Below are 25,301 nucleotides of genomic sequence, written 5' to 3'. Positions count from 1 at the left end.
TAAAAACCTCTTGCCAAAATACCAGTTAACAACTGTAATTAAAAACCCCTAATCAGGTAATCTTATCCCCCCCAATTGGAGAGGGCTATTAGAGGGTTTATCAAAGTGAGACTGACCCCTACCCAACTTTAATTTAATTTAATTTTTGTGTATAAATTATAGCGAGTGAGGCGATCGCACGCGGTCAGACGATTAAACGTCTGACCGCGATAGCTGGCTAACAAGAGAGCGAGCAATGCGATCGATCGCTACCCAAGTGCGAGGGGAAAGTTGTGGCAATTGATGCCTGTGCTGCCACAAAAAGCCGCCACAAATGTGAGCAATCGGTACAGCCGAAGAGCGGGTAAAAATCAAGCGCCTTGACATCTAGGATGCCCCATTCATAAAGGTGCATTATTTTTTGTCAGCACGAATTAGTCAGAGTTTGCGATCGCAAAAACATTGCTTGCTACCGAGAAAGAACAGCTATAATCAGCCTCAACAGGTCAAGACACGAACAGCACAAAAAAGCAGTAATTTGGCATAAAATTGCAGGCATTTGCAGGATATTTACAGGCATTTGCAGGCATTTGCAGGTAAAGTGCAGCCCCTGCAAATGCCTGTAATGTCACTGATTTTATACTGCAAATGCCTGACTTTATACTGCAAATGCCTGATTTTAACGCTCACAACAATTAGCTAATTTTTTAGCGTTTTTAACAAAGATTGGATTGATTTAATAGTCAAGTTACGGTATGGTAAGTTGAATTAAAAATCAAGTGTCCGCTGCCATCTATTGCTAGCAGTCAACTACTAAACTACTATCGCCAGCCTTTCAATTCTTTGCAAGAGCAAGCGAGTGCGACCTGAATTTTTAGCAGCGGGTGAGAGGAAAGCAGGCGCGATGGAACACAGATTTTCCAGCTCGGCTCGAAACCATTCTGATAAAAATGCTTTCACTTCATAGTCAGCTTGCTGCACTTCCTCAAACAAACTAAAACGCCCGTCAAGCAATGCCACGATGTCTTCAATATCAGAACTAAAATAAAAGTTACCTCCGCCTCTACCCGTGAAAGCTTCTATTTTGGAAGCGAGGAGGTAAGGCGTTGAAAAAATTAGGATTTGCCTATCACTTGGAAGTTGGTAGCGAATAGAATTAGCAATACCTGGCTTGTACCAGCGGTTAGAAAACCCCAGCACCGATTCATCGCACGGCATGACATCAATTGAAATGCCCTCATACTGCCAGCGACATAGGGGTGCACCTGATTCTGTAGTCTCTTGAAGCCCAAGGGTTCGCAACAAGTTCGAGAAGTTGTAATATTCAGCTCTGGACGTGATTTCCACAACACAATCAACATCATCGGTAGGTCGAATGTCAGGAGCAGCCACTTCGTCCAGATACAGGAATATCGTTGCTCCTCCTGTGAAGACGATGGTAGTGCGTACTTGAGAGAGTATCCGGGCGACTGTTTCCAGCATGAATATCTGCTGATTCATAGAGCGACGATCCTCTTTTCAAGTTCGCTAGCGGCTAAACGTTGCTCCCGCACCCGACCAACTCGAATAGCGTCAATCAAGCTGAGCAAGGCATAAAGTTTTGGATCGTTACTGGCAGCTTGGGGGACTGAGCGGTACAGAGGCGCGATCGCCTGTCCTCTCACGACACCTTGAGGGTCAGGCCAGACATAAACCTCAGACGGTGAAGCAACCAGCTTGCTTTTCAATGGCTCAGCAGAATGTGCAGTTGGCAGTCCCCGCGAGAGGGGGCCTGGCTGGGCGTAGAATACATAGCGCAGCCCGTGAACCAAGAATTCCAACACCGCTTGCTTTAAAATTTTCCGCTCGGAGCCATAATACAGACCGGCAGCTTCAGAACGCTCAAGGGCAGCATGAACCTCTGATGCGCTCATGCCCAAGCTTTGAGCGAGGGTGCTGTAAGTCCAGGTTGCTTTTTCCCAACTGTGGACTTTGAGTATTGCAAGGATATCTTGGGGTTTTAGCATAGCGGATGAGTGAGCGCATTGTTTCCTTTATTCTACATTCGCGAATAGCGAATAATTAAGGTGTGGCGACTTTAATTTACTGCGGGCGCGCTCGTTGAAGGGCAAGAGCCTAGTAGCGAATACAGCGCTCGCCCCGGCTGAAGAGAAGCCGTTGTAGGTAGGAGCGATCGCACTATAAGTTTCAGAAAACTTAGCCGGAACTCTCCTTTACCGATATAAATATATCGCCCAACATTGCTATTGCTACCATCTTTCCCTGCTTTTTTCCAGTTCTTCCCAGCTTGCATAAATTTGCATAAATTTGAGTTTTTTGTTGCTAATACCGCCCAGAATTGGGTTAACAATTCAAACTGAGCTTACACAATTTTACTCATAAAAACTCAAAAACCACAGCAATAGCTCAGAAAAACTCATCGTCGAGCGGTCCCAAAAAGTTAATTTTGAGGTGTTTTCCTGTCCCGGTACGCTTAAGATTTATTTAACAACTGGCACAGCTTGCCTCTGCATTCCCCAATAGTCGCAATTGTAGAAAAAGCCAGCGACTAACTGGTAGCAATTATGCTGTACTTTCAAGTTCGAGCAAGCCAAACTAATCGAATAGACTGTTAAAGTTGCCTAAAAGATTGCCGCCTTGTTATAGCCATTTAGCTATTGCATATCAACCTATCGGACAAAGGTGGTAGCATTTTTTTAGCAGGAGTTGCAGTACAGGGAGGCGAGTTTGATTGAATGCAGTGCTACCGCACTTTTGTACAAAAAAAGCGAGATGTCTCAGTAATTTTTTGGGGTACCAGAATATTCAAAGGAGCGATCGCTATCTTAATCCGCTCTGTTGCCTCGCTGGTTCAGGTACTAACCCCACTGATATTACGACAAAGGTCAGGTTCTTCTAAGAAATAGCACCTGCGAACAAAAAGCATGAGTTGCATCCTCCACACAGAGGGTGCAACTTTTTGTGAGAAAGAACAGCTCACGATTGTTACTAAAAGCCACAAAAAGCTTTATATTTTAACCCTTCTGTTTCCTAATATTTCCTAATATTCCCTAATATCTCCTACTTTTCCCTAATATTTCCTAAATTTTCCTCCAATTATCACAAATCTTAATTAAATTAAATTAATTTTCGCTGCTTTTTAATTGATTTTTTGTACTCCAACACCTCTTAAATCCTCCTAGTTAGTGCGCTAGTCGCATAGCAAGCCATGTCAAATAGACGTACAAGAGTCGAATTTGAGCACTTTTTACCAATTTAGGGTTTTTGCAAGACTGCAATGAGAACAGTTAGAAATTGAAGGCGAGCTCACGCACACTCTGGGCAATCAAGGCAAGAAAGTTTGATGGGGCAGTTTGGACTTTGATAGAACTGTGCTTGACGCGAGCGTGAATCGATATTGAAGGCAAGAGCGAGCCAGTTGGTGTACAGGACAGCCGCCTTTACGATGGAGCGTCGCCGGACACGACGCAAGCCAGTTGGTGCAGTTGGGCATTGGCGGCGGATGCCCGACGCGATCGCGCCTTGCCCTCCTGTTTGCAAGCGAAGCAGCCGGCTGATGTCGATGATGGCGAGGGAATCGTTTGTCCGATAGCCAGCAAGAGCGCGATCGCCTTGACACCTAGGATTACCGCATTCATGAGGGTGCATTGTTTTTGTTTCTGCACGTAAAAGTCAGGTTTGCGATCGCAAAACCATTGCTTGCTACTGACAGAGAACAGCCATAACCAGCCTCAACAGGCAAAGGCACGAACAGCACAAAAAAGCAGCAATTTGACCGAAAAAGTCAGGCATTTGCAGGATATTTTCAGGTAATTGCAGGTAAAGTGCACCCCCTGCAAATACCTGCACTTGCCTGACTTTATACTGCACTTGCCTGACTTTATACTGCACTTGCCTGACTTTAGCGCTCCACAAGAATTAGTGATTTTTTAGCGTTTTTAACAAAAAGTGGATTGATTTAATAGTCAAGTTGCTGCATCTGAATTGAATTAATAGTCAAGTTGTTGCATCTGGATTGAATTAATAGTCAAGTTGTTGCATCTGGATTGAATTAATAGTCAAGTTGTTGCATCTGGATTGAATTAATAGTCAAGTTGCTGGATCTGAATTGAATTACAGCAAGCGTATCTTTTCGCTTGGTCACTCAACTCAAAACCTTGACGCACCTTTGCTTTCAATCTGCTTGTCACGGGGTGAAATGAGCAGTCGAACAGAAACTTACGCTAAGGAATTGATTAGTCGTTTTGAATACTGCGCTCGCCTCTTATAAACTTGTACCAATTGATCTGTCTGAAATTTAAAAGCCTCAAATCCTTACTGTGTCGTACAAAAAAGCTGTACCAAAAAACCTATGCTCTAATTGGTACAGTTTAATTTTCAATTCTTTAAGTTTTTGAGATACAAAAAGAGTAGTTCCCAGAATGCTTATCCAGTAAAAGTTTCAGCCTTAGCGTAAGTTTCTGTACGACTGCTCATTTACCCCCGTCACCCCGTCAACACCCCCAGGTGGATTCCACCTGATTATTGATTCGGTACTGAGACTCAGAATCACGCCTTCAACGAATTCTTTGACTTGCTCGCTCGCAGCAGCCGCTTCTCGCGTTTAGAGGGTGTAATTTCAGGAAGTTGATAGGCGGCCACCAGTCGCTGATTTAGGCAGTCAATTCCTCCCGCAACTCCCCCACATCAGGCGGTTCCTGTTCGTACTCAGCTCTTCTTTGGAACACTATCCGCGAAGATTCTAAATTTTCAAGTTTTCGGTTTGCGGTGGCGATTGCGAATTTCGCCTGCGATATTTGATGCTCGCGGTTGTTCATGATGCGATTGATGGCGGCTTCTCTCGACGGTGCGAGTCGCGAACAGATAAGTCTGCTGGAATTCGACAAATGTTTTCATGGGAATAACTCACTTACTTGGAGTGAAGCTGACTAAGAGCCAAAATCGATATAGAGAGACGAAAGCTTAGACTGGACAAGGCTCGCAGTGTGTTCTTGAATTAAACCCAATCTTCAGATTCGGGCGAAAATCTCCCGTCGGAGTCTGAAAGCGGCTTGAAATCTGGCAGCAAATCAAGCTGATGCGCTTCAGTATCTGCTGTGAAGATTGGCAACTCCGGTTCTGGCTCTGATTCCAATGGGGCGTGAGGCACAGATAACTGTTCTGGCGTCGGCGTCAGTATTGGCTCTCCTTGGGTCACTGCTTCTGTTGTCGGCTGTTCCCACTCCCGCTTCGAGAGTTCGATTGGGGCAGATAGAGTTTGTGGATCGGACTCGACCGGGGCGGGGGTGTGAGGTAACTGTTTCGGCTGAGGCTGAGCTTCTAACTCAGCTAGTAGCGCTTTAAATACAGTTCGCTCACTCGCCGTCAACGCTCCCCAAACTTTTTTTCGGTTAGCGAAACCTTTGTCGCAAGTTTCCGTGAGACTTATTTTCACGGCGTCGGTAACTAGGGGGTCTGATTGTGTAACCGCGAACCGCATCAGGTTAACGAGTTCTAGTTCCTCTTCGTTGAGATTTGAGTCGGTCGCGGAGTCTGAAACTAAGTAACGCCCGTTAAGGTTGAATTGTTTGGTAGGTTTACCTCCAATGACTGAAATCTCGCGGTCAAGCTCAATCCGGCATAGCCCATCGCTCCACACCTTAACTACGGTGGCTTGCTCGTCTATATATTCTTGAGCTCCGGGATACTGGGTCGAAACTTTTACTCGCTCGCCGACATTCCAATTCACCATCGGGACGCTCGGCGGCTCTGTTGGTTCGGTTGGCTCTGTTGGTTTGGATTCCTCCGGGGCGATCGTCCCTGGCTCGGATAGCTGAGGGTTGTTACAAGTTTTTGAGCTGTTACAGGATTGTGCTGAGGACTCAAAAGTGGGTGTAACAGTTGTGGTTACAGGCGTTACATCAGTTAAGGATTCATCTTCAGCCGTGTTATTAAGATCATCTGCGATCTCGTATGATGAGGTCTTTTCATACTGGCTACTTTCATCCTGTAACGCTGTAACGTCTGTAACCATGCGGGTTGTAGGGTTTTTAGATGTTGTAACAATTTCAGAAGTGCTTGTAACGTCTGTAACCACAAGGGTTTGAGCTATTTGAGAATGTGCTGTCAGTTCTGCAATCTTTGAAATGCCTGTAACCGTGCGGGTTTGAGTTAATTCTTGCAATCCGCCATCACAGCAAATAGTTTTGATGCAAGCCCAGTTCGAGATGTGCGGGCGGTTGCTGCCATCTTCATCCTCCGCGACTGCTACATCAACAAAGCACGGTAAAATCTGAAGTCCCCGCCACTGAGCGGGAATGCGCTTGATTTTGTCGCCTTCTCGCACAACCTCGGAAGCTCGCCAGCGATCGGACAATACTCGCTGCAAGTGGTGGACGAATTTGTTGTAACCGCTTGGCGAGAGATTGTGGGCTTTGCAGTATGCCGCGTACCAACTGTGCAAATCGCTGCCGCTGTAACTATCGCCACCCGATCTCAAACAGCGATCGACAAAAGAACGGACGCTATCCCCTAGAATTGCGCCGTCCTGTTTCAACGCGACAATTGACGGGTTGGTTGACGGTACGAGCAAAATGCGATTGCGTTCTGTCTTGTCCATTGATAGCGCCCAACCAGCGATCTCGCCCAGCTCTGCCGATAGTTTGCGTCCTAGCTCCGGATCTTCGATGCTTGCCGTTCGGGGGCGAGTTTGTAGCGGAATGCAGCGCCTGTCCCAACCATCGCCGCTGTTCTCCGTTTGGATGTGTTCGACGGAGGCGATCGCAAATCGCACGTTCCATTTTTTCTGGTAAGCCGATGCCGAAAATAGAGCCCGTCCCGAAATGCCGCCGTTGTCCACCAACTCGTAAAAAGCTTTGAGTCCGCTAAGAAAACCGCCAGCATCGGGGATGTAAAACAGGGATTTACCAGTTAATAATTGATGCCGGCCTTCAGGTTTTGTCAGTTCGGTCAAGCTATTGGAACTAACGCTGTTTTCTTCGCCAAGTAAGTTTGCCCAAGTCCGCAGCATCACGCCTTTCCCGCTACCGCTATCCCCAATCAAGTAAGCAAACTTCCCGTAAGGTGCGGTTGGGTCTAAGTACATCGAAGTTACGGCCCTGATGACTTCTATCTGTTCGACACCGTAGGCAGAAAGTATGAATTGCTTAAATTCGGCCGGACATTCTGACCCTGGCACATAATCGCAGGGGGAACAAGAAAGCAGGTAATGTTCCTTGTCGTGTGGGAACAGTTCGCCAGTCCTCAAATCTACAGTGCCGTTGGAGAATGATTTGAGGTGGTTCCGAGAAGTGTCAACCTTCTGGTGCAGCACCTTCCGGCAATATTTAAAAGCCGAATCTAAGAATTTGTTAGTGCCGAACTTAAACTTTTTGCCGACTTCTGCTGTTTCGTAGCAATTCTCCGTAAAGTCGCCGATGAGTTTGTTCACATCCGCTTCATCTTGGAACTGCCAATAGCGCCCGTTCCATTGGTAGAAAGCATCATTGACAACTATCCAATCATCTCCGAATAAATTCTTGAGGCAGTGCACCTCAAACGTTGTGGACTTGGGGACTAAGTATCTGTCTCTAGTTTCACCACTGCCGCCGTCGCCTCCAAAGGTTTTTGATTCCCAGTCCTTAAAAGTAACGGACGTGGCCAGCACTTTTCTAAAAGCTTCAATGCTCTTTCGTTGAATCAAATCGTCCATGCCTTTTGTCTCGCCTTCGGTGCCCGCATCCCAACCTCCAGTTGCACTGTAGACCGGAACGTCGAACTTGAGCAACTGTAGACCGAGTTTCCGCTGTTCCCAGGTGACGTTTGGGTTGGTGGCGGCGTCGGCATCGAAGGCAAAGATAAACCCGAAGCCGGCACGGGCGTATTTTTCTAAAGTTTCGACCAAGTAGCGCTTGCCTTGAATGTCTCCTTTTTTAGAGGTTAGACCCATTGAAACGCCCAGCAGTGCAATAGTTGGGATGCCGTTGGCGCAACCGGCGATTCCTTTGAACGGGCCTTCAGTGAGGACAATGCACGGATGGTCGTTGATGCGGTAGCAGTGCTGCTTGAGATTTTCCGGCTCCCAGTAGTTTTTGTCGGTGGGGTGCTGGGGCAAGAATGCGTCGTATTCACCAACGGGCGTGCGGTATTTGGGTGCTTTTTTACTGCCTTCTGATTTCCAAGGCTTGTCCGGCCTGAACTGAAATTGTGTGGTTGCACCCACGAATAGGATGCCGCCTGACTTTGCCGCGTAACCCAAATATACTGATGCCTCGCCCGCTTCGGCGGTGCGGCAGTTGGCGTAACTCCAATTGTTCAGCAGCCCCCTGCTCTCGATGTGGCTCTTGTGTTTGGGGCAAAGGTACGCGGTAGTTGAGAATTGATTTGCAACAGCGTTCATAGATGCCTCTCTCGCTACTCATAGCGGTGCTAACTGGTTTTGTTTGCAAAAACCCGCTAAATGTAGAAGAGACGGCTCTGCTGTAACTACCGCTGACGTGCAAAGGTGCAAATGATGCGGTAATGGCAGAAATAGACTATGATGAATCTAAACTTTTTTATATTTGGTTGTTCGCCGTCTCTTCTTTAGATAGCGGACTTTTTTTTTTGTCTTGTCTAATCGATGCGGGCGGTCGCTTGTTGACAACAGCCTTTTCAAATTTTATACCCGGACGTATTGCTTAGACTGTTGGTTGGCAAGAAATTTCTGATAAGCTTCCTTATCGCCGCCAAAGGAATCCACAGAAACTTTGCTGACAATCTCATAAGTCATTGCCTCAGCTTCTTCTGGCGTCAAAGGCTGGCGCTCGCAGTAAGCAATCTGTACGTTCCGAAATTCTGGCGTATCCCCTTCAACCTCTGATAGGTCGGCTTCGTACCGGAACACCTTGACCACTACCCAGTCCGAGGGAGTGACAAGGTAAGCTTTCCAAGGGCTACCCTCTTTTTTAACGTGGTAAGTGAGCCGTTCTCCCAGCTTGACCTTGCGTTTCAGTAGAGGACGCGAATCGTGAGAAAGCTGTAACAGTCGAGTCAACTGTTTCCCAATAACAAGCTCTTTGCTTTCGATAGGAACCCATTTTTCTTGCTCTTTGACCAGGTAAAGGCTAAGGGTAGGCTTGCTTGCCAGCGGGTCGTAAAGTTCGAGTTCTTCAGTTTGTGTCATCACATCAAGTGCTTTCATAGTTATTCCTCATCTTTATCTCGCTCGTCTTGGTGGTCGCCCCACATATCCCAGAAGCTGGTCTGCTTGCCCTCAAACACGCAATCGACCCCAATGTCTGAATCGTCATCGTTTTGTTCAACTTTTTTGAGTTTCCAGCCATACTTCTTTTCCATTTCCTTGCAATCTTCTTCAGATGAGGCCCAATGCCTGTTTTCCCGATCCGAATCGTCATCTTCACTTTTGCTAAATGGCCATCCAATCATTGCAGTTACTCCTTTAAATGGATGTATTTTGAAACGCCTCCAGCTTTTCCTAGTAAGGGTTTGGGGGGTCTTGGAACTCAAAAAATTTTAAATGCCGTTCTTAGCTCTGGTTCTACCTAAATGCAGTCCACAAAAGCTTTTGGCAAAAAATCTGAGACATTTTGAACTTTTAATCCAGCACACTTGGCGTTGCTGTTTTGGGTATACACCAAACGCGAGATAAACAAATCTTGGTGTATACCCGCAGTTCAGCCTAGTTTTTCAAGTAGTGTTTCCCATTCCATAATTTGATTTTTTAGCAATTGGATTCGATCGCCCTTAGCCTTGCGCTTGAGGAACAAACCGCGGCCAGCAAGTTCTTCGCGGGCTAATGCGATACTTTGCTCCAACACTTTTGGTCAATTCCTCCCTATCCTCCTTTTTTAGTTCAGTGTCGGTCATCCCTGCAACCAGGCGGGCGAACTGTTCCAAGAATTCAGAGCGCGAGATTCCAAGCATCTCAGCCCTGGTGTCGATCGCTTTCATTGCCGTAGGAGTCACAAAAATGCTGTAGCGCTCTTTGTTTTCGCCCCAAGCGCTGCGTTCAGCCGGTTTTCTGGTCATTGGTCTGTGTATGCACAATTAACAATTTTCATCATAGGGCTTGACAACACCCAAACAAAAATGTTACGTATGTGCATACATAGCTGTATCTGTGCATACATAAATATAGCTTAACACCAAAACCAAACCCCGCCCCCTATGACTGGAAATCTTCTGGGGCGGGGTGTGGCACTCACGTTAATGAGGTTTTTCAATCATGACACAAATACCGATACCGCTAACGGTTGAGGTGTCCGCTGCTGCTGCAACGCCAAAGGTGACGAGCGCTTCTTTGTACCCTTCGTTGTTGGCATCCGTGGACGCGATGGCAGAACCCGCTCTTTGAGTTTTGATGGAAGCGATCGTTTATTCGCTGCGCCAAAGAGACACGCTCACCCGCTCTATTAAAGAGTGCGGTACTGTTGAATGCTTTGGCGATAAGTGGCCGCAAGATTTCGATTTCTTGCCAACCGATTCCGAAGCGATCGCCTTAGTTGAGGCAATAGCCGACCAATTCTCCCGCCGCCAACTTCATTCTTGCTGGCAATCACTGCTGAGCACCTGCAATTGCATCCAAAAGCTTGCCCTCATTGAAGCGATAACTTACGCCCAACACTATTCATCGACGGTGCTCCAAGCGCTCTCTCAATGCGAACTATCGGATTTGTTTTCCGATTCCTTGGAACACTTGGATGTTTGGCTGTCCGAACCCGAAGCGCTGCGCCTAATTCGCTTGTTCTCCGGTTCCCTCTTAGCTTCATCGGAAGCTGCACCATCTCCAGGCGACGGGAGGGACGATCGATAGCGATCGCCAGTTTCTTCCATGACACCAGTGAGGAATGACTAAGCTGTCGCGCAGTTAAATTGCACATACTCGGCGGGCGGGACGCCCACCCCACAACAGTTTGATTGTTTTTTGACATACAATTTAAATGCCGCAACAGCTTATGACCAACGGCAATGGGTCTAACGGCAATGGGTCTAACGGTGATACGCCCCAACCCGATCCAATACAAAAGTTAACGGAATACGTCGAATCTGTGGAGATTTCTCTGAAAATCCAGGAAGGTGACATCACTCCGACCTGAAGGTACGGAGCTTCTAAGAATCACTTCTTAGATTTCCTAGTTGTTCCCTTGCGGGTTTTCGACTTTGACCTAGACTGAGATATCTCAACCCCTGGCAAACCGTCTGCATAGGCGCTTTGGATTCCCGACTGTCCATCGGTACGTTGCAGTTCTATTCCCCTATTTCTAATCACTTGACTGCTGGCAACGTCCCTATCCGTTGTATAGCCACAATTAGAACAAGCATGAACTCTAACACTCAAGTCTTTTCTAACTTCTGTACCGCACTCAGGACACTCCTGAGAAGTTCTCCTAGCGCTGACTTCACCAAAAAATTTGCCACGCTTCCAACACACATACTTGGTGATAGTTCGGAACTGCCCAAACCCAGCATCAAGCATTTGTTTGCCCAGCATTCATGCAGGCTAGGATTCGGTAATCCAAGTCTTCCATGAAGACCATATCGCCAGCATCACAAAGGGTATGAGCTTGTTTGAAGTGGAAATCTTTACGGGTGTTATCAACTGTGTGGTGAAGTCTAGCAACCTTAATACGTTGTTTCTCATAATTTTTAGAGCGCTTCTTCTTTCGAGAAAGTCTGCGTTGCAGCAATTTCAGCTTGCGGAGCATTACTTTCAGGAACTTGGGCGATTTTACAAGAACTCCGTCGCTAGTTGCCAGAAATTTTTCAAGTCCCACATCTACCCCAATGGGATGACCATGTGGCATTGGATTGGGAACGCTAACATCACATTGAATATTGATGGCGGCGTACCAAATATCTGCTTTGTTGATTATTCGGATTTGCTTTACTACAAACCCCTGTGGGATTGGGCGATGCAGTTTAATTGGAATTAACCCCAATTTTGGTAAGGCAATATGTGCTCCAGTCACAGGATTATCCTTGAACTGGGGAAACAACAAAGACTTAAATTGCCCAAACTTCTTGAATCGAGGGAACCCATGCCCAACTTTTTGAAACCCATCGATGGCTCTGTGCAATTGTTTTAGTGCCTGTTGTAACACTTGACTTGGTACTTCGCTCAAACGGGGAAATACCTTTTTAGCGCCAGGCAGCGCGTTAAGTTGTTTTACTTCGCCGGGGAAAGGAGCATTCGCAGCTATGATGTACTCATGGCTTATAGAGCATCTGTCAACCAGGCATTTCCGACTATTGCACCAATCTTTGATTTCTCGCAGCCCGTAGTTATAAGCGACGCGACAAATGTCCATCCACTCAAAAAGCGACTGTTCTTGAGCGATGTTTGGATAGATTCGATAGCGGTAATTCAAGGTTAGCATTCCAGTATTTTAACACATTTAATGGTGAATGTGTCTCTGGTAAATATAAAGCCGTCCTACAATGACGGGGTTTTCAACCCAATTGTTCGATAAAACAGATGCCATTGAAGATCAGGTGGCAAATCTGACGCCCGCAGATAACCGAGTTAAAACAAGAAATAAAAGAGATATATGGAGATGAAGAAGACTGGCAACGTATGTCAAAGACTTGACGGACTTATCGCACGCCGTCAGACTAAAAACCGATTGCAACTGTCTAAGCTGGAGCGAACCAAGCGCTTGCGAGATGAAGCTGCTTTGAGTAGACCTTTTAGAAAGTCTCCCCTGCTAGACTTCGTTGATGACTTGGTACATAGACCCCCAAATCAAGAACAGATGCGCCAGCTCAAAGAACTACTTCTAGAAGAACAGAAGGCGATCGCTAAACTCATTGCTTTAGTTGACCAGCACAAGGAGTAGTGGTCTGCCGTTCGCGAAACAGCCCAGCGACACCCGCTGCTGGGCGAGTTTTGTTTTTTGTGGATGAGGGGCGATCTCGTTCGGGGATTCTTGATTTCCCTTGGCAAACGCCCTGCGTGGATTAGCTGCGAGTTGAGTGAATTCCCTGCTGTTGTACCCGACTTGAGTCAGTGGAAACGAGAGGTTATAAAAGAGCCAATTGAGCCAACCGCTGACACGAATAAACAGAATATGGGAGTTGACCAAACAAGCGAAATTGATGACCCAGAACAACTTTGGGAACTAGCCAAACAGCGTCTTGAAGAGACTTTTAAGTCATCAGATGACGGAATTGTCACCCCGTCAACCTGTGCGGTGAACAATCGCAAGCGCGGTTCCGAAACAGAGGGGTGGAGTGGCAACACTCCCCTCAACTCTACCTCTCGGCTTTACCCCAGAAACCGGGTTTCTTGCTGCGATCTCTAGTTTCCGAGCGCGACGATTTTTCCGAGTTTCCCGGCATATAAGCGTAAATCCCACCCTCCTGTGTCTCAAAAATCCGTCTTTCTACTGAAGCTACAGCCCTTTGGCGAGCTAGAATATGTAAGTTAGTGCTTACATTAATTGAGATGAGTAGAACGAATCGAAGTGCAGCAGAAACCCGCGATCGCCTGTTGAAAGCCGCGATTGAAGTTTTCTCTACAGAAGGCTACGTTGGAGCGACAACTCGCGAAATTGCTCGTGTTGCAGATGTGAGTGAAGTTACTTTATTTCGCCGCTTTCAGAGCAAAGAGCAAGTGTTGAGTGCGGTTGCCCGCCACATTACAGCATTGCGGACGGAGGCGTTGGCGCATCAAGACGAATGGACTTATGACCTGCGCCGCGATCTCCTGCATTATGCAAAGCTCCACGACGACACGCTGGAGGAGTACGAAGCTCTGTTTCGGATGTTTATTGGTGAAGCTCACCGGCATCCGACAGAAGCACTGGAGGTGCTTCAGCAATCATTTTTACCGCTGCGTGAAAAACTAATTTCCTACCTACAAACCTGTGTTGAACGCGGCAGTATTCGTCCGAATGTTGACCTGCCGCTGGCAGTGGATCAATTGACTGGAATGCTGCTGTCTGGTATGATTCGCCGCCATGTTTCTCAAGTAAACCGGGGCTACAGCCGTAAGCAATACATCGAAGGGTGCGTGGATTTATGGGTGCGGGGAGTCAGCACAGCAGCGTCTTCTGTAAGTCGTACTTCGTCTTCAGAATGAAGGTTTCTGACAATTTTCGTATGAATTTGACATGGACGGATTGAAGCACCCGCTCGCCGTTGCGGTGGTGCGAAGCACCTGCCGCGAGCGATCGCAAAAGTAGAGACTAAACATGGAACGCCCTCAAATACAGAGCCACGCAACTGAACCAGATTCTATTGATATTCAGGCTTTTACCGATTTGGAAGAGTCTGAGCTTCAAGACCAGCAAAACGATCGACAAAACGCTCACCAAAAGCGAGCAAAACCATTAAAAAAATTGAAACAATCTGCCAGCGATGCAGGCGGGTACGTGGAGGGACCGCTCAAGTGGGCGATCGCCCTGACGGCTTCTCTGGGAGCCATTCTAGAAGTCATTGATACCAGCATTGTGAACGTTGCTTTAACAGATATGCAGGCGACTTTAGGCGCAACCGTGACCGAAATTGCTTGGGTCGTAACGGGTTACGCGATCGCCAACGTTGTGATGATTCCGCTCTCTGCTTGGTTGGGGGACTTCTTCGGCAAGAAAACCTACTTTGTCTTTTCCATGATCGGATTCACAGCCGCCTCGGTGTTATGCGGTTTATCCATCAACCTGCCGGTGCTAGTGGTAGCTCGAATTCTTCAAGGCTTCTGCGGAGGCGGACTGTTGGCAAAAGCGCAAGCGATTCTGTTTGAAACTTTTCCCCCTGCGGAACAGGGGTTAGCGCAGTCGGTGTTTGGAGTTGGGGTGATTTCAGGTCCGGCTATTGGTCCCACGCTAGGCGGCTATCTGACCGATACGTTAGGCTGGCGCTGGATTTTCTTTATCAATTTGCCCGTCGGCATTGTGGCTGTCATCATGGCGATCGTGTTTCTCCGACCGGACTCGAAGCAACACGGACGGAGCCTGCAGAAAGTGGACTGGACAGGAATTGTACTGCTGTGTATTGCGGTAGGTAGTTTGCAAGCATTTTTGGAAGAAGGGGAAAAAGAAAACTGGTTTGAATCGGGTTTCATTGCGCTCCTGGCGTTTTTGGCGGTTGTGGGGCTGTTTCTGTTCATCTGGCGAGAACTCAGCGCAAAAGCACCAGCAGTTGACTTGCGGGTTCTGCGGCATAAATCCCTGGCAGCCGGTAGCCTTTACTCTGGTATTTTGGGCATGGGGCTGTACGGAGCCTTGTTTGCTGTACCGCTGTTTGCTCAAGGCGTGCTGAGATTTTCGGCAATGCAAACCGGATTTTTACTCGCTCCTGGAGCTTTAGCATCCGCCATCATTATGGTTTTACTGGGCAAAATTTCGACTAAGGTGGATGCCCGCATTTTAATTGCGCTGGGAGCAGGTGGAACGGCAGCCGTCATGTTCGAGCTGGCAAAAATCACGCCCCAAACCGGAACTGATGATTTGTTTTGGCCCCTAATCTGGCGCGGTGCAACTACGGTTTTGATGTTTCTGCCCCTGAGTTTGGCAACATTGGGTTCCATCCCCAAAGAAGATGTATCGGCTGGCTCGGGCTTCTATAACTTGACTCGTCAGCTCGGCGGTAGTATTGGCATTGCCATTCTGACCGCATTGCTGGCTCGACGAGAGGCTTTTCATCGAGCCATTTTGTTGGCAAAGTTAACGCCTTACGATCCAGAAACAACTGAGCGGCTCAGCGCACTCACTGGTTTGTTTCAGAGTCGCGGTTCTGATGCCGCAACTGCCCAACAACAAGCCCTCGCCGCGCTCTCCCAATTAGTCAATACGCAGGCAGCCGTTCTATCCTACGCAGACATTTTTCGCTTTGTCGGCATTGTCTTTCTCTGCTCGCTGCCATTGCTGCTGTTTCTCGGCAAGGGAGGCGCTGGAGCCAAAGCACCTCCTGTTCACTAATTGCTTGATTTTAATTCTGTAGCGATTACTCTACAGCTTCCGGTTGGATAGACTTTGAGCTCGCTTGCTCCTCTACGACATCAACAATCCTGAATGTTGCCGTCCCAAAAGAAAGCCATCTCCCAAACAATTGGAAACCCTTGCAGCCAACCGACTCAAAGCCTAAATCAAGCGGGATTATCAAGAGTGGTATCGAGAAGTGGGTTTCATAGAAAGAGATAGGATGAGTGCCGTTCTTTGGGCAAGAGAACAATTAAGGTTGTACGACGGTTATTGGTCTTTCTCCTATTAGTGACCAAACTTTCCTGATTATCGGCTTGAGTCCGACTCTATGCTCATCAAAAAACCACACTTCTATTTGAGCTTGAGGGTATTTCTCTTGCAATTCTTTGACTTTGGGCAACAACTCTTGTTTAAATTTCTTCTCTTGCTCTTGGTCGCCTTTTCGATGTTTAGCTCTCGGTTGCGGATACCGGCGGATTCGGATCGGATAAGCTGTTTGGCATTTAAAGGAGGATAGTAGGGTGCGGAGCGTAAAAAAGCGTTTCCCATGTATAGTAAGTGTTCGCGAATGACGCACCTTACCTGGATCGTTAATGGTTTAAATGCTCCACAGCTTACATTGTTTCATACCGATTCCAGAGAGCACTCCATAATATCCCAGTCAATGCCATCATCGGGAAACAGCGATAACTGCCCTGGAGATACGTTGGACTGACCGCGATTGTGATAGGACAAATGGCAGGCGGTACACAACGCTATTAAGTTTTCGAGGCGGTTGTCCTCCGGTATCCGGTTGCGGTGGTGCACGGTCAAAGTCAAGGCACAGCGTTCGGATTTGGTTAAGCCGCTTTGTTTGCCGGGTCGGAGGCACTGTTGGCGGCACTTAGCGCAGCGCCAAAGAGCGCTTTCTTTCACGGAGAGCGCAATCTGTTGCCAATTGTCGGGATACCTCTTTGGTTTAGCCATAGCGGTAAAAGCTCATCTTTCTAAAATATGGCGATCGCTTTTGTTGCCATTACTTATAATACCGCCTCATCCGGGCATAAAAGCGATCGCGCAACGGCTGATTTACTTGTCCGACACAATCAAGGTAGAGGAAGCAGATCGCCCAAATTCTTCGGGAGCGTATTGTAAATGAGCTTCTGCGCCTGGCCAGAGATAGGTTCCGGGGGTGACAGAACGGACGAGATAGTGCAGGCTGTAGGCTCCGGGTTCGAGGCGATCGCTATAGGCAACAACGCGAGATAATTTGCTAGATTCCCGGAGTAACGATAACTTGAGTATTTGCTGTTTTATTCAATTACATACAGGCTCAACCCTTTTCTTGCATCACTATCAAACTTTAAATGTATATCTTTTTCATCAGTAATCTCTACCTGATCTTTCGCAACTTCCTTATCTCTAATACTCTCAATCGTAACTAATTGACAATACGAACAATTCTCTTTAACTAGAAAAAGGCTGTCTCCAATAGACAAAGTTACTTCCTTAACTTTAGCTCTGGCAACCTTAATGTTATCAAGCCAGTGTCTAATTGTCCCGATCTCTTTAGCCTTCCCTATGTCAAACTTTTTTGAAATCACATGATAGCTCACTAATTCAGCTAATGCTTTGCACAAAGCCTCAACAAAATCACCTAAGATAAGTAGGTCTTCAGTTCCCAGCGTTTGATCTACTAAGCTTAAGCCATGAGCCGCTTCATTTCTATACTTTACCAGTTGCTTTAGTTCTCCTTCTGCCGTGTTTTGACTGCCACGAACTTCCTCTACAAAATTTTTGATATCTCTGTGGTTAATTACCCATTCCCAAGCATTTTTAATTCCTACGCCTACAAATAATTGTTCTAGCGCCTCTTTCCGCAAATTCTGCTTGTGCAAGGTAAACGCATCCGGTATTAACTCATAGTTCTCGTTATCAGTAATCGCAGAGAATAGACTTCTAACTACCTTCTCTGGTGAAAGGTGATCAAATCTATCGTTGTTCTTCAAATCACGCAGTAAGATTCCTACGCCCTCTTGATGGGTATCTTGAATTTTTTTGTCCAAATTTGAATAATTTGGAACTAAATATGGTAGAAGTGCTAACCAATCAGAAATTAAATTTTTCACAAACTTCTCATAAATAGCATATAATCGGGTTACTACAGCACAGTGGTCGTACACTTGCCAATTAAGTTCATCGGGAACCGCCTTTAATAATGAGTTAAATTCTGTGTTTTCTAGCAATTCCGGTTTAGTAGCACTCGCCTTACTAAAGATGATTATTCTGAGTTGTTCATTAGTCTGGATGATGGCGCGAACAGTGGCGATATCAACACTTACTGTCTTGAGAAGTTCATCAAACATCGCAAGTTATTCTCCAATTACTTGCGAGAGCATTTCGTCAAAAAGCTGGATTCTTTCTTGAATTTCCGATTTTGTTTTTCCACCACCAGTTAAAAGACGAGATTCCTCCTTGTTAAACAGTTTTTTGGTTTCTTCAATTAATTTCACCTTTTTAGCAATCAATCTTTTTGCATCTTGCAAATGTCGGCTAAAACCAACCATCACAGCATCGTAATAAGCTTTATAAGAAGTCTGCTTCCAGTCCCCCATCTTTGGGTCAAATGGTTTGAATAAATTATCTTCGTAAATTTCGTGGGCTAGAGTAAGAGTGTCTAAAAAAATACCCTCTAAAATATTGACATCTTCCTCTGAAAAACTCACACTTTTCATCATGTATAAATCAAGAAATCCTTCCATTCCTCTGCGGAAGTGATCTACATTACGCAGAGCAAAAAAACGTAAAACTAACTCTGCATCTTCCATTTTTTTATAAAGATTATTTTCGATTATTTTCGGATCATTATCATCTTTAGGAATTCCCCAAGCATCAGCAAATATGGGATGACGCGCTAATTTTAGCAACAATAGATTAAATTTGCCATGATATAAACAGTTCCGTGCTTCCTGCTGACTTAACTCTACTCCTCCGGTATTAATCCGCTCGAATGTTTTTTGTTTTAGGAACAAAGCTTCTTCCTCATCAGAAGTTGATTCTGCGATAATTACTATAGATGATATGGAGTGACGATCAATACCAGCCTGAATTTTTGCGGGCAGTTGGTTATAAGTAAGCCCATCCAATTCAGGCCAAAGTTCTAGCCCTGTCAGTTTAAGGTGGTTTTGATAAAACTCCCGAATGGCGGTGATTCTTTGTTGACCATCCATTACTTCATAAGAATTATATTTGACTTCATAAAGTATAATGGGAGGAACAGGAATATTAATTAAGAATGATTCGATCAAACGTGATTTCTTTTTGTCATCCCACCGAGGTCTTCTCTGAAAGTCAGGTTGCAAATTCATATAGCCAGGTTTTTTCAGAGCTTCAACAAAACTTGGTAGCTTTTCACGGTTGATTTCGGTAAGGATTCTTTTCTCTCTTGATTCGTACTTATCGTTGATGTTAACCTCAGACATTTTAGTGCGAGATTTCGACTGGGATTTTTCCCACATCTTTTCTTCAACTGGTGCAAGTAGCATTGTCTGTATCCTCCGTCAGTATAAGTGTCATTAATAATTATAGCGTTCCCAGGCTTAGCCTGGGAACTGGAAACACAATCTAGTTGTCCGACACAATCAAGGTAGAGGAAGCAGATCGCCCAAATTCTTCGGGAGCGTATTGTAAATGAGCTTCTGCGCCTGGCCAGAGATAGGTTCCGGGGGTGACAGAACGGACGAGATAGTGCAGGCTGTAGGCTCCGGGTTCGAGGCGATCGCTATAGGCAACAACGCGATCGCCATACATCGTTTTATACCCAATTTGCCAGCTATCACCTTGAGCTTCTACCGCCTTTGTAGAAGTTTGGAAACTGTTATCAATTGCCTCTAAACCAGCAGGTAGCTGGTCAGTAATTACCACATGATCTACAGGGCTATCGGCGATAATTCCCAAACCAATATCAAACACTTGTCCAACTCCCAAAGTCAGCGGTTGAGGAATAGAAAGTTGCTGTTTTCCTAACACTTTGTCTTCACCCGCAGGCCGAATTTCTCGCACTACTCGCAACCCATTTAAGCGTCCCGGTTGATTACCCTGCAAGCGATAGCCGTAATTAACTACATAGTGCAGAGTACCTTGACCAGATTTCTCAACGATCAAATCACCGTTGCGCGGTAATTGATCGGTAGCTACAATGATAAATTGACTGGGATTGCGATAGCCATCAAATTGAATTGAATCTAAGGTTTTACCAGCTAATTTTACGGTAGCTTGAAACTTGGGTGGTGTGGGTTGAGTTTCGCTGTAATCTACTAAAGCTGCAAGTGCTTCTGAGTTGTCATAAGTGCTTTGCCAAGTGCCATGTCGCCGCAGATTTAGGAGACTTTGCAATAAGCGATCGATATCTTCCGCCTTGCTTTTTTGAGCGATAAATAGTCGCAAAGCTTGAGATTGAATAGCGGTAGGAGATGCTATCCAGCTTACATTTTGAGGCAGATTAACCGTAGCTGTACGACCAGTGATATAGATGTTTTTTTGCAACTCGTCACTCAGCAATTTAGACTCATCTTGCCAGTCTTTGAACTGCGATAGATAACGGGCTAGCTCAATTTGAGTGACTAGATTATATTCACTTCGCTGCTGATAGATATCTGCGAGAAAGTCATTGCGTTTTTCGCCTAATTTTGCTAAGGCAATCAGAGATGATAACCTTACCTGATTCTTGCAAATTTGCTTTTGGCAAAACTCATATTGTCCGGGGTCAGCAAGAGTTTTCTTCAAATAGTCTGTCAGGCGAGACTGCATCCCAGCATTGACTGTATTGGGAAAAGCCTTAGATGCAGAGGCGATCGCACTTGCAGTATAAGGTGTCAAAAATGGATCGGATTGCACTTGTCCGGGATAAGAAGCAAAACCGCCATCTGATTGCTGAAGTTTTGATAGTTTTTCAAGTGCAATCGCCGCAGCTTTACTTGGGTTAAAATCTTTCAAACTTTGAGCATACTTTTGATAAAGAGTTTGCAAATTAGCTGCAATTAATAACTGACTAGCTATTGGTTCCAAAAATGGTAATTGTTCATCTTGCAAAACTTGTTTCGCCGGTGCAATAATTTCCGGTATCAATGTACTAGCTAGAGAAATTTCCAAACCGCCGACATCAGACACAACATTTTTATCAATCTTCAGCGGAATTTTTACCTGCTGTCCCCCCCTTTGTAAGGGGAGATTGGGGGGTATTGTTCCCGTTTCCACAACGTTTTCTGTAACTTCTAAAGGTTTTACCTCTAAAGGCACTTCAAACGCATCCACGTTGCCATTTAATTGTGTAGCAAATTGAACTTTAGCATCACCATCACTACCCGCAATAAGGGGAAAACGGTAAGCATGAGTACCCGACTCAGCCTGAGTTTTTAGATTCGCCGCTGCTGGATTATTGCCTTCAAATTTTACGGCACCAGCGACTTGACCGTTAATTGTCAGATCGCCTTTTTGCTGAGTATTGTTAGTAACAGATAAGCCAGCTTGAATGCGATCGCCTGGACGCGCAAACTGCGGCAAAATTGGATGAGAAATCAGCGATTTAGTGGTAATAAATGTCGCCTCTCCCTTGCCAAAATCTAAATTGCCATCAGTAGCAACAGCCATCACACGCCAAGTTGTTAAGTCGTCAGGAAGTTTAAATTTAACACTCGCTTTCCCATTAATATCTGTAACAACAGAACCATTGTAGTAAGCCAAAGCTTGAAAATCTTTGCGGACGCGAGTATTTGCTGCACCTGTAGAGAATCCACCGCCATAACCCCAACCTTTTGCCAGCGGCGAGGCCATATTTTCTAATACTACATTCTGTCGATTATCGTTGAAGCGGGTAGAAATTGACTGTTCAGCATAGACAGTTTTTACCAAATCTGGCGGGCGATATCCAGTTAGTTGCAGCACGGCTTCATTGACAACCATAACTGTAAATTGTCCCTTGATTGGCTTCCCCCGATTGTCTTGCAATTGCAGTTGTATAGTTTCCTCTGCGCCGGGTTGTAATTCTTTTTTCTGAGGAGTAACTTGGACTTTCAAGTATTTAGCATCTAAACTGGTTTGAAAAGGAGCAAAGCCAATTTTTACCAGTTGTTCTAAACTTCCAGGTTCCAACTCTTTTAAACTCTTGCCTTGGCGGAATAGCACAGCTTCTACCGCTGCATTTGGCAACATTTCTGGCGTTACTTGGAACTGGATTTGAGGAGCACCACCCTTAACTTTAGTAACAGTTTGGTAGAGAGTTTTATCGCGGACAACTGCAAAGTATAACTCTGCTTCTGGATAAGGCGATTGAATTAAAGCTGTTGCCGTTTCACCTGGTTGATAGTTTTTCTTATCGAGTTTGACTTCCAGGCGATTATTATCGTATCTGTTACCCCAGTTTACAACATTTTCGCCTGTTGCCCAAATCTGCAAATCAGTGGCAGTTACTTCATTATTAACATCAACAAAATTAGCTCGAATGCGGTAAGAACCAGATTCAGGAGGATTGAGGGATATTGTTTGAGGATTGCTGCCAGATTGTACCTCTGTTTTTGCTACTGTTTTGTATTCAATTTGATTGAGAGAATTGCGACTACCTTCGACTACTTGAGTGACGCTGCTGTAGTTGATTTTTTGCAGTTCAACGCGGATTTTTTGACCTTCTAGTAATTTTCCTGTAGGATCGGTAACGATGAGTTGAATGGGTAAAGGTTTACCTGCATCGGCAACGAAATTAGTCTGCAAACCAATTAGGCGATTACTGGGTAAAGCAGTAAATGTTTTAGAATCTGATACAGACAGATTCGAGACATCGGAGACTTCGACATCTACCCGATAATTCATCGGATAGGGCAAATCTTTGCCGACTGTAAATATTTGATTGCCTTTACCGCTAGCATCTAATACAGAATTTTGTTGCAGCACATCGGTGGGAACGTTCGGGCTTTCTTCCGGCCAAAACCACTGCCGCCCAAAGGCAAATTGTTCCCAACCTTTTGGGGTAAATTCTGCTTGGCGGCGAGTGACATAGTATTTGGCTTTTCCACCTTCCACTGGCGAACCAAACAGATAATTACTTTGGGCATTTGCCTCAATTTTATCGTCAATCAGTGCAAATTCTTTATCAAGGTTTAAATCTACCTTGAAATTGGGTGGTTTGAATTCAGCAATCCGAAATTGACCAGAAATTTCGGCTCCGCTTGTCCCTTTAGCTAGAATGGAATAATAGCCTAAAGGTTGATTGCTTTCGATGGGCAATTCTAGGGAAAATGTGCCGAATTCATTAGTTTTCTGAGTTCCTAAATCAGTTTTAGTACCGCTTGGAGTTTGCAGCTTAACTGTATAGCTAGCATTTTTATCTTGCTTGATAACTCCATTTTGAAGATAGTAGGCAGTTCCTGTAAACCAAGCTTTTTCCCCTGGTTGATAAAGTTGTCTGTCTGAGAAGATTGTACCGCGTGATTGCGGCTTATTACTGTTCCAAGTATCTCCCTCAATGCCGTAGCCATAAGCACCGCTATATTCTTCTGTTCTGGCAAATGCCCAGTCTTTATTTTCGCGGGCAATGACTAATAATTTTGGTGCTTTTTCAAATCCGCCCGATCGAGATTTAATACACTTCTGTAAATTCTCGCGGCTTAGCAGTAATGCACCGTTATTGTGAGTTTTACCTGTTGCACAAGGGGTAGGTTGAGGGCGAGATTTTGCTTCTAATTGAGATTCATAAATTTCAACTGATGCTGCTACTGGAGAACCGTCATCGAGATGGTGTACTCGAATTAAACCTGACTCGGGAAACCACTGGGTAAATACTCCCAAATTAGTCAACTGAACTAAGCCATAATTGGCAGGTTCTCGCCATTGCTGTTTACCCTTTTCATCCGAGTAAAGATTGGTGCGTGCTTGCACTCCATAAGCAAGCATTCCTGTTGCCGAACCCAGTTTTTCTCGCAAGGGAACTGTTATGTCATTTGTCTGATTTTTCTTACCTGAAATTCGGAAAGTTTGCCACTCCGAAGGATTGGAAAGTAAATCATTTTCCCCCCCGCTGGGATCTGCGTCAGCATTATAAACTAAATCAGTGGGTTGAACGACTTTATAAGCTGCTTTGTACTGGGATTTTGGCAAATTTACTGTGGAAATATTCAGTTGTAAGTCCTTACCTGCTGGAAAAATATTTAACCCTGTCGGTGTCCAAATTTCGCCAGAAACATCGCCTGTTTCATACTGCAATGTGACGGGTTTACCCAAAGTTTGACCGAATTTATCTTTGAGGTTAGCACCAATAGTAATAGTATATTTTTGGGCTGGTTCTAAACTCCAAGGGTTGAGACTAATCAACGGTTCATTGTCATAGGCTTGAACAAGTGTAGGAGATTTTTTAGGTGGGGGATTAACGGTGATATTTTCCCGTGCTGAATCGGCGACAATACCGTTATTAAATTGTAACTGACCGCTGCCTTTTACGAACCGCCCATAAGCACCGCCAGCATCGGGTTGTCCGAAAAAGTTAATAGCTTTAAATGCCAAGGGCGAATAAGTTTGTACCTGACTGACGAATGGTGTTTCGCTGGGTAGATTGCCGTGAAGTGGTAGCAAGCCAGAGTCAAATTGTAGGCGGTACTGAGTGGCTTTTTCTAGTGTTTGTTGGGGAACTATGGTATAATTTAAAGTGCGGACAGATGGATCTAATTTTTCTTCTGGAGTTTGCCGTTCTTTTGATTTTGCCTCTGATTTTGCTAACTCTACTTTAAGTGGCACAGTTTTTGTCTGTCCCTCTGGCATTAGTTTCAAATGCTCTTGCACTGAAGCTAAATCTAATTCTACATTTGATGTAAATTTCAGTGTGGGCTTTAACTCAATGGGTTGGAATTCTGAATTCTCTGCCTGAGAAGTTGGTAAATTTGACAGTTGGATGGGTTCTGTGTTAAATGTCCAAGCTAAATCTTTCTCTATGCGGTGATTTTTTAAATCAGTTAAACCTGCTTTGATGGCGATTTGAATGCGAGTAGCTTTGGGTAATGCTTGTTCGGGTTGAAATCCCACCATGCGCGGGGTTAAAAAACGAAACTGACCGGGAATAGCAGGTTGAATTTCAAATAGTTTTATTTTGCCTTGCTGTTCGGAACTATCAAGGCTTTCAACTGGAATTAATGCTTCTTTAAACCGAATGCGAATTTGGTTGAGAGGTTCAGCTTTTCCAGTAGGGCTAATTTCTTCAATCCAGTCTACCAGTTGCGGAGAAATTAGGGGAGCAACTGAGGGAAGCGGCTCAATTTTTGAGGATTTATTCGTGACTCCACAGGTTGTTATTGCCAGCGCGAGCGTGAAGACAAGTACCGCAATGATCCATTTTTTTAATTTCATAATAACGTCTCAATAAAGCGAGGGGCACGGTCAGCACAGCTTGCAAGATTACTCTTA

At 45.3% G+C, this 25,301-nt stretch carries 25 protein-coding genes; 7 read left to right on the top strand and 18 right to left on the bottom strand.

What is annotated here, in order from left to right; genetic code table 11:
* Positions 1-192: 192 nt before the first annotated feature.
* The 11 genes from QUA56_RS22790 to QUA56_RS22740 all read right to left on the bottom strand — a co-directional run bounded on the left by QUA56_RS22790 (position 193) and on the right by QUA56_RS22740 (position 9,987).
* Positions 193-366, bottom strand: a complete 174-nt coding sequence (locus QUA56_RS22790; RefSeq protein WP_333361946.1) for a hypothetical protein — start codon at positions 364-366, stop codon at positions 193-195.
* Positions 367-792: 426 nt separating this feature from the next.
* A complete protein-coding gene (locus QUA56_RS22785) occupies positions 793-1,479 on the bottom strand; it encodes a hypothetical protein (protein WP_333361943.1) in 687 nt (228 codons plus the stop codon).
* Complete coding sequence (locus QUA56_RS22780; RefSeq protein WP_333361940.1) at positions 1,476-1,985, bottom strand: hypothetical protein; 510 nt, start codon at positions 1,983-1,985, stop codon at positions 1,476-1,478. Before QUA56_RS22780 ends, QUA56_RS22785 begins: the two co-directional genes overlap by 4 nt.
* A gap of 71 nt (positions 1,986-2,056) precedes the next feature.
* A complete protein-coding gene (locus tag QUA56_RS22775; protein ID WP_333361937.1) occupies positions 2,057-2,272 on the bottom strand; it encodes a hypothetical protein in 216 nt (71 codons plus the stop codon).
* A gap of 1,147 nt (positions 2,273-3,419) precedes the next feature.
* The gene (locus QUA56_RS22770) at positions 3,420-3,617 is read right to left on the bottom strand and encodes a hypothetical protein (protein ID WP_333361934.1); all 198 of its coding nucleotides are present in this window, start codon (positions 3,615-3,617) and stop codon (positions 3,420-3,422) included.
* A gap of 64 nt (positions 3,618-3,681) precedes the next feature.
* On the bottom strand, positions 3,682-3,894 hold the full coding sequence (locus tag QUA56_RS22765; protein ID WP_333361930.1) for a hypothetical protein: 213 nt from the start codon (positions 3,892-3,894) through the stop codon (positions 3,682-3,684).
* Between the two features lie 737 nt (positions 3,895-4,631).
* A complete protein-coding gene (locus tag QUA56_RS22760) occupies positions 4,632-4,865 on the bottom strand; it encodes a hypothetical protein (RefSeq protein WP_333361927.1) in 234 nt (77 codons plus the stop codon).
* 110 nt (positions 4,866-4,975) lie between these two features.
* A complete protein-coding gene (locus tag QUA56_RS22755; protein ID WP_333361924.1) occupies positions 4,976-8,356 on the bottom strand; it encodes a DUF3854 domain-containing protein in 3,381 nt (1,126 codons plus the stop codon).
* A gap of 261 nt (positions 8,357-8,617) precedes the next feature.
* A complete protein-coding gene (locus QUA56_RS22750; protein ID WP_333361921.1) occupies positions 8,618-9,139 on the bottom strand; it encodes a hypothetical protein in 522 nt (173 codons plus the stop codon).
* 2 nt (positions 9,140-9,141) lie between these two features.
* Positions 9,142-9,384, bottom strand: coding sequence for a hypothetical protein (locus QUA56_RS22745; RefSeq protein ID WP_333361918.1), 243 nt, complete (start codon positions 9,382-9,384; stop codon positions 9,142-9,144).
* A gap of 318 nt (positions 9,385-9,702) precedes the next feature.
* A complete protein-coding gene (locus tag QUA56_RS22740) occupies positions 9,703-9,987 on the bottom strand; it encodes a hypothetical protein (protein WP_333361913.1) in 285 nt (94 codons plus the stop codon).
* Between the two features lie 196 nt (positions 9,988-10,183).
* On the opposite strand from QUA56_RS22740, the gene QUA56_RS22735 reads away from it, so the two are divergent.
* The 3 genes from QUA56_RS22735 (at position 10,184) to QUA56_RS22725 (ending at position 11,054) form a co-directional block, all read left to right on the top strand.
* Positions 10,184-10,312, top strand: coding sequence for a hypothetical protein (locus tag QUA56_RS22735; protein ID WP_333361910.1), 129 nt, complete (start codon positions 10,184-10,186; stop codon positions 10,310-10,312).
* A gap of 6 nt (positions 10,313-10,318) precedes the next feature.
* Positions 10,319-10,771: a hypothetical protein gene (locus QUA56_RS22730; protein WP_333361907.1), complete on the top strand. Its 453-nt coding sequence runs from the start codon at positions 10,319-10,321 to the stop codon at positions 10,769-10,771.
* Between the two features lie 127 nt (positions 10,772-10,898).
* The gene (locus tag QUA56_RS22725; RefSeq protein WP_333361904.1) at positions 10,899-11,054 is read left to right on the top strand and encodes a hypothetical protein; all 156 of its coding nucleotides are present in this window, start codon (positions 10,899-10,901) and stop codon (positions 11,052-11,054) included.
* A gap of 20 nt (positions 11,055-11,074) precedes the next feature.
* Here the strand turns inward: QUA56_RS22725 and QUA56_RS22720 are convergent, their stop codons facing one another.
* A complete protein-coding gene (locus QUA56_RS22720; RefSeq protein WP_333361901.1) occupies positions 11,075-11,449 on the bottom strand; it encodes a transposase in 375 nt (124 codons plus the stop codon).
* Positions 11,427-12,326 carry a transposase gene (locus QUA56_RS22715; protein ID WP_333361898.1) on the bottom strand — a complete coding sequence of 300 codons (900 nt, stop codon included), beginning with the start codon at positions 12,324-12,326 and terminating at the stop codon, positions 11,427-11,429. The genes QUA56_RS22720 and QUA56_RS22715 overlap by 23 nt, the downstream gene beginning before the upstream one ends.
* 180 nt (positions 12,327-12,506) lie before the next feature.
* Between QUA56_RS22715 and QUA56_RS22710 the strand changes: the two genes are divergently transcribed.
* The 4 genes from QUA56_RS22710 (at position 12,507) to QUA56_RS22695 (ending at position 15,875) form a co-directional block, all read left to right on the top strand.
* A complete protein-coding gene (locus QUA56_RS22710; RefSeq protein ID WP_333361896.1) occupies positions 12,507-12,794 on the top strand; it encodes a hypothetical protein in 288 nt (95 codons plus the stop codon).
* Between the two features lie 63 nt (positions 12,795-12,857).
* Positions 12,858-13,259, top strand: a complete 402-nt coding sequence (locus QUA56_RS22705) for a hypothetical protein (RefSeq protein ID WP_333361892.1) — start codon at positions 12,858-12,860, stop codon at positions 13,257-13,259.
* A 143-nt stretch (positions 13,260-13,402) separates the two neighbouring features.
* The gene (locus tag QUA56_RS22700; protein WP_333361890.1) at positions 13,403-14,038 is read left to right on the top strand and encodes a TetR/AcrR family transcriptional regulator; all 636 of its coding nucleotides are present in this window, start codon (positions 13,403-13,405) and stop codon (positions 14,036-14,038) included.
* A 112-nt stretch (positions 14,039-14,150) separates the two neighbouring features.
* The gene (locus tag QUA56_RS22695; protein WP_333361887.1) at positions 14,151-15,875 is read left to right on the top strand and encodes a DHA2 family efflux MFS transporter permease subunit; all 1,725 of its coding nucleotides are present in this window, start codon (positions 14,151-14,153) and stop codon (positions 15,873-15,875) included.
* A gap of 627 nt (positions 15,876-16,502) precedes the next feature.
* Here the strand turns inward: QUA56_RS22695 and QUA56_RS22690 are convergent.
* The 5 genes from QUA56_RS22690 to QUA56_RS22675 form a co-directional block, all read right to left on the bottom strand.
* Entirely contained in the window at positions 16,503-16,844 is a 342-nt protein-coding gene (locus tag QUA56_RS22690) for an HNH endonuclease (RefSeq protein WP_333361885.1), read from the bottom strand.
* A gap of 102 nt (positions 16,845-16,946) precedes the next feature.
* Complete coding sequence (locus QUA56_RS36910) at positions 16,947-17,162, bottom strand: alpha-2-macroglobulin family protein (protein WP_445242939.1); 216 nt, start codon at positions 17,160-17,162, stop codon at positions 16,947-16,949.
* A gap of 8 nt (positions 17,163-17,170) precedes the next feature.
* A complete protein-coding gene (locus QUA56_RS22685; protein ID WP_333361883.1) occupies positions 17,171-18,223 on the bottom strand; it encodes an MAE_28990/MAE_18760 family HEPN-like nuclease in 1,053 nt (350 codons plus the stop codon).
* Between the two features lie 6 nt (positions 18,224-18,229).
* A complete protein-coding gene (locus QUA56_RS22680) occupies positions 18,230-19,402 on the bottom strand; it encodes a GmrSD restriction endonuclease domain-containing protein (protein ID WP_333361880.1) in 1,173 nt (390 codons plus the stop codon).
* Positions 19,403-19,481: 79 nt separating this feature from the next.
* Positions 19,482-25,244, bottom strand: a complete 5,763-nt coding sequence (locus QUA56_RS22675) for an alpha-2-macroglobulin (RefSeq protein WP_333361878.1) — start codon at positions 25,242-25,244, stop codon at positions 19,482-19,484.
* Positions 25,245-25,301 lie beyond the last annotated feature (57 nt).

The organism is Microcoleus sp. N3A4 (genome assembly GCF_036701805.1).
Lineage (GTDB): Bacteria > Cyanobacteriota > Cyanobacteriia > Cyanobacteriales > Microcoleaceae > Microcoleus.
The sequence above is the reverse complement of the archived record's forward strand: the minus strand, read 5'-3'. Positions and strand labels throughout refer to the sequence as shown.

Coding starts and splice junctions, on each gene's coding strand:
- QUA56_RS22780 (WP_333361940.1), bottom strand. CDS start 1,985: ATGCTAAAACCCCAAGATATCCTTGCAATACTCAAAGTCCACAGTTGG.
- QUA56_RS22685 (WP_333361883.1), bottom strand. CDS start 18,223: ATGTTTGATGAACTTCTCAAGACAGTAAGTGTTGATATCGCCACTGTT.
- QUA56_RS22705 (WP_333361892.1), top strand. CDS start 12,858: ATGAGGGGCGATCTCGTTCGGGGATTCTTGATTTCCCTTGGCAAACGC.
- QUA56_RS22755 (WP_333361924.1), bottom strand. CDS start 8,356: ATGAACGCTGTTGCAAATCAATTCTCAACTACCGCGTACCTTTGCCCC.
- QUA56_RS22730 (WP_333361907.1), top strand. CDS start 10,319: ATGGAAGCGATCGTTTATTCGCTGCGCCAAAGAGACACGCTCACCCGC.
- QUA56_RS22725 (WP_333361904.1), top strand. CDS start 10,899: ATGCCGCAACAGCTTATGACCAACGGCAATGGGTCTAACGGCAATGGG.
- QUA56_RS22770 (WP_333361934.1), bottom strand. CDS start 3,617: ATGAATGCGGTAATCCTAGGTGTCAAGGCGATCGCGCTCTTGCTGGCT.
- QUA56_RS22675 (WP_333361878.1), bottom strand. CDS start 25,244: ATGAAATTAAAAAAATGGATCATTGCGGTACTTGTCTTCACGCTCGCG.
- QUA56_RS22750 (WP_333361921.1), bottom strand. CDS start 9,139: ATGAAAGCACTTGATGTGATGACACAAACTGAAGAACTCGAACTTTAC.
- QUA56_RS22790 (WP_333361946.1), bottom strand. CDS start 366: ATGTCAAGGCGCTTGATTTTTACCCGCTCTTCGGCTGTACCGATTGCT.
- QUA56_RS22740 (WP_333361913.1), bottom strand. CDS start 9,987: ATGACCAGAAAACCGGCTGAACGCAGCGCTTGGGGCGAAAACAAAGAG.
- QUA56_RS22700 (WP_333361890.1), top strand. CDS start 13,403: ATGAGTAGAACGAATCGAAGTGCAGCAGAAACCCGCGATCGCCTGTTG.
- QUA56_RS22735 (WP_333361910.1), top strand. CDS start 10,184: ATGACACAAATACCGATACCGCTAACGGTTGAGGTGTCCGCTGCTGCT.
- QUA56_RS22720 (WP_333361901.1), bottom strand. CDS start 11,449: ATGCTGGGCAAACAAATGCTTGATGCTGGGTTTGGGCAGTTCCGAACT.
- QUA56_RS22775 (WP_333361937.1), bottom strand. CDS start 2,272: ATGCAAGCTGGGAAGAACTGGAAAAAAGCAGGGAAAGATGGTAGCAAT.
- QUA56_RS22745 (WP_333361918.1), bottom strand. CDS start 9,384: ATGATTGGATGGCCATTTAGCAAAAGTGAAGATGACGATTCGGATCGG.
- QUA56_RS22680 (WP_333361880.1), bottom strand. CDS start 19,402: ATGCTACTTGCACCAGTTGAAGAAAAGATGTGGGAAAAATCCCAGTCG.
- QUA56_RS22690 (WP_333361885.1), bottom strand. CDS start 16,844: ATGGCTAAACCAAAGAGGTATCCCGACAATTGGCAACAGATTGCGCTC.
- QUA56_RS22710 (WP_333361896.1), top strand. CDS start 12,507: ATGGAGATGAAGAAGACTGGCAACGTATGTCAAAGACTTGACGGACTT.
- QUA56_RS22785 (WP_333361943.1), bottom strand. CDS start 1,479: ATGAATCAGCAGATATTCATGCTGGAAACAGTCGCCCGGATACTCTCT.
- QUA56_RS22695 (WP_333361887.1), top strand. CDS start 14,151: ATGGAACGCCCTCAAATACAGAGCCACGCAACTGAACCAGATTCTATT.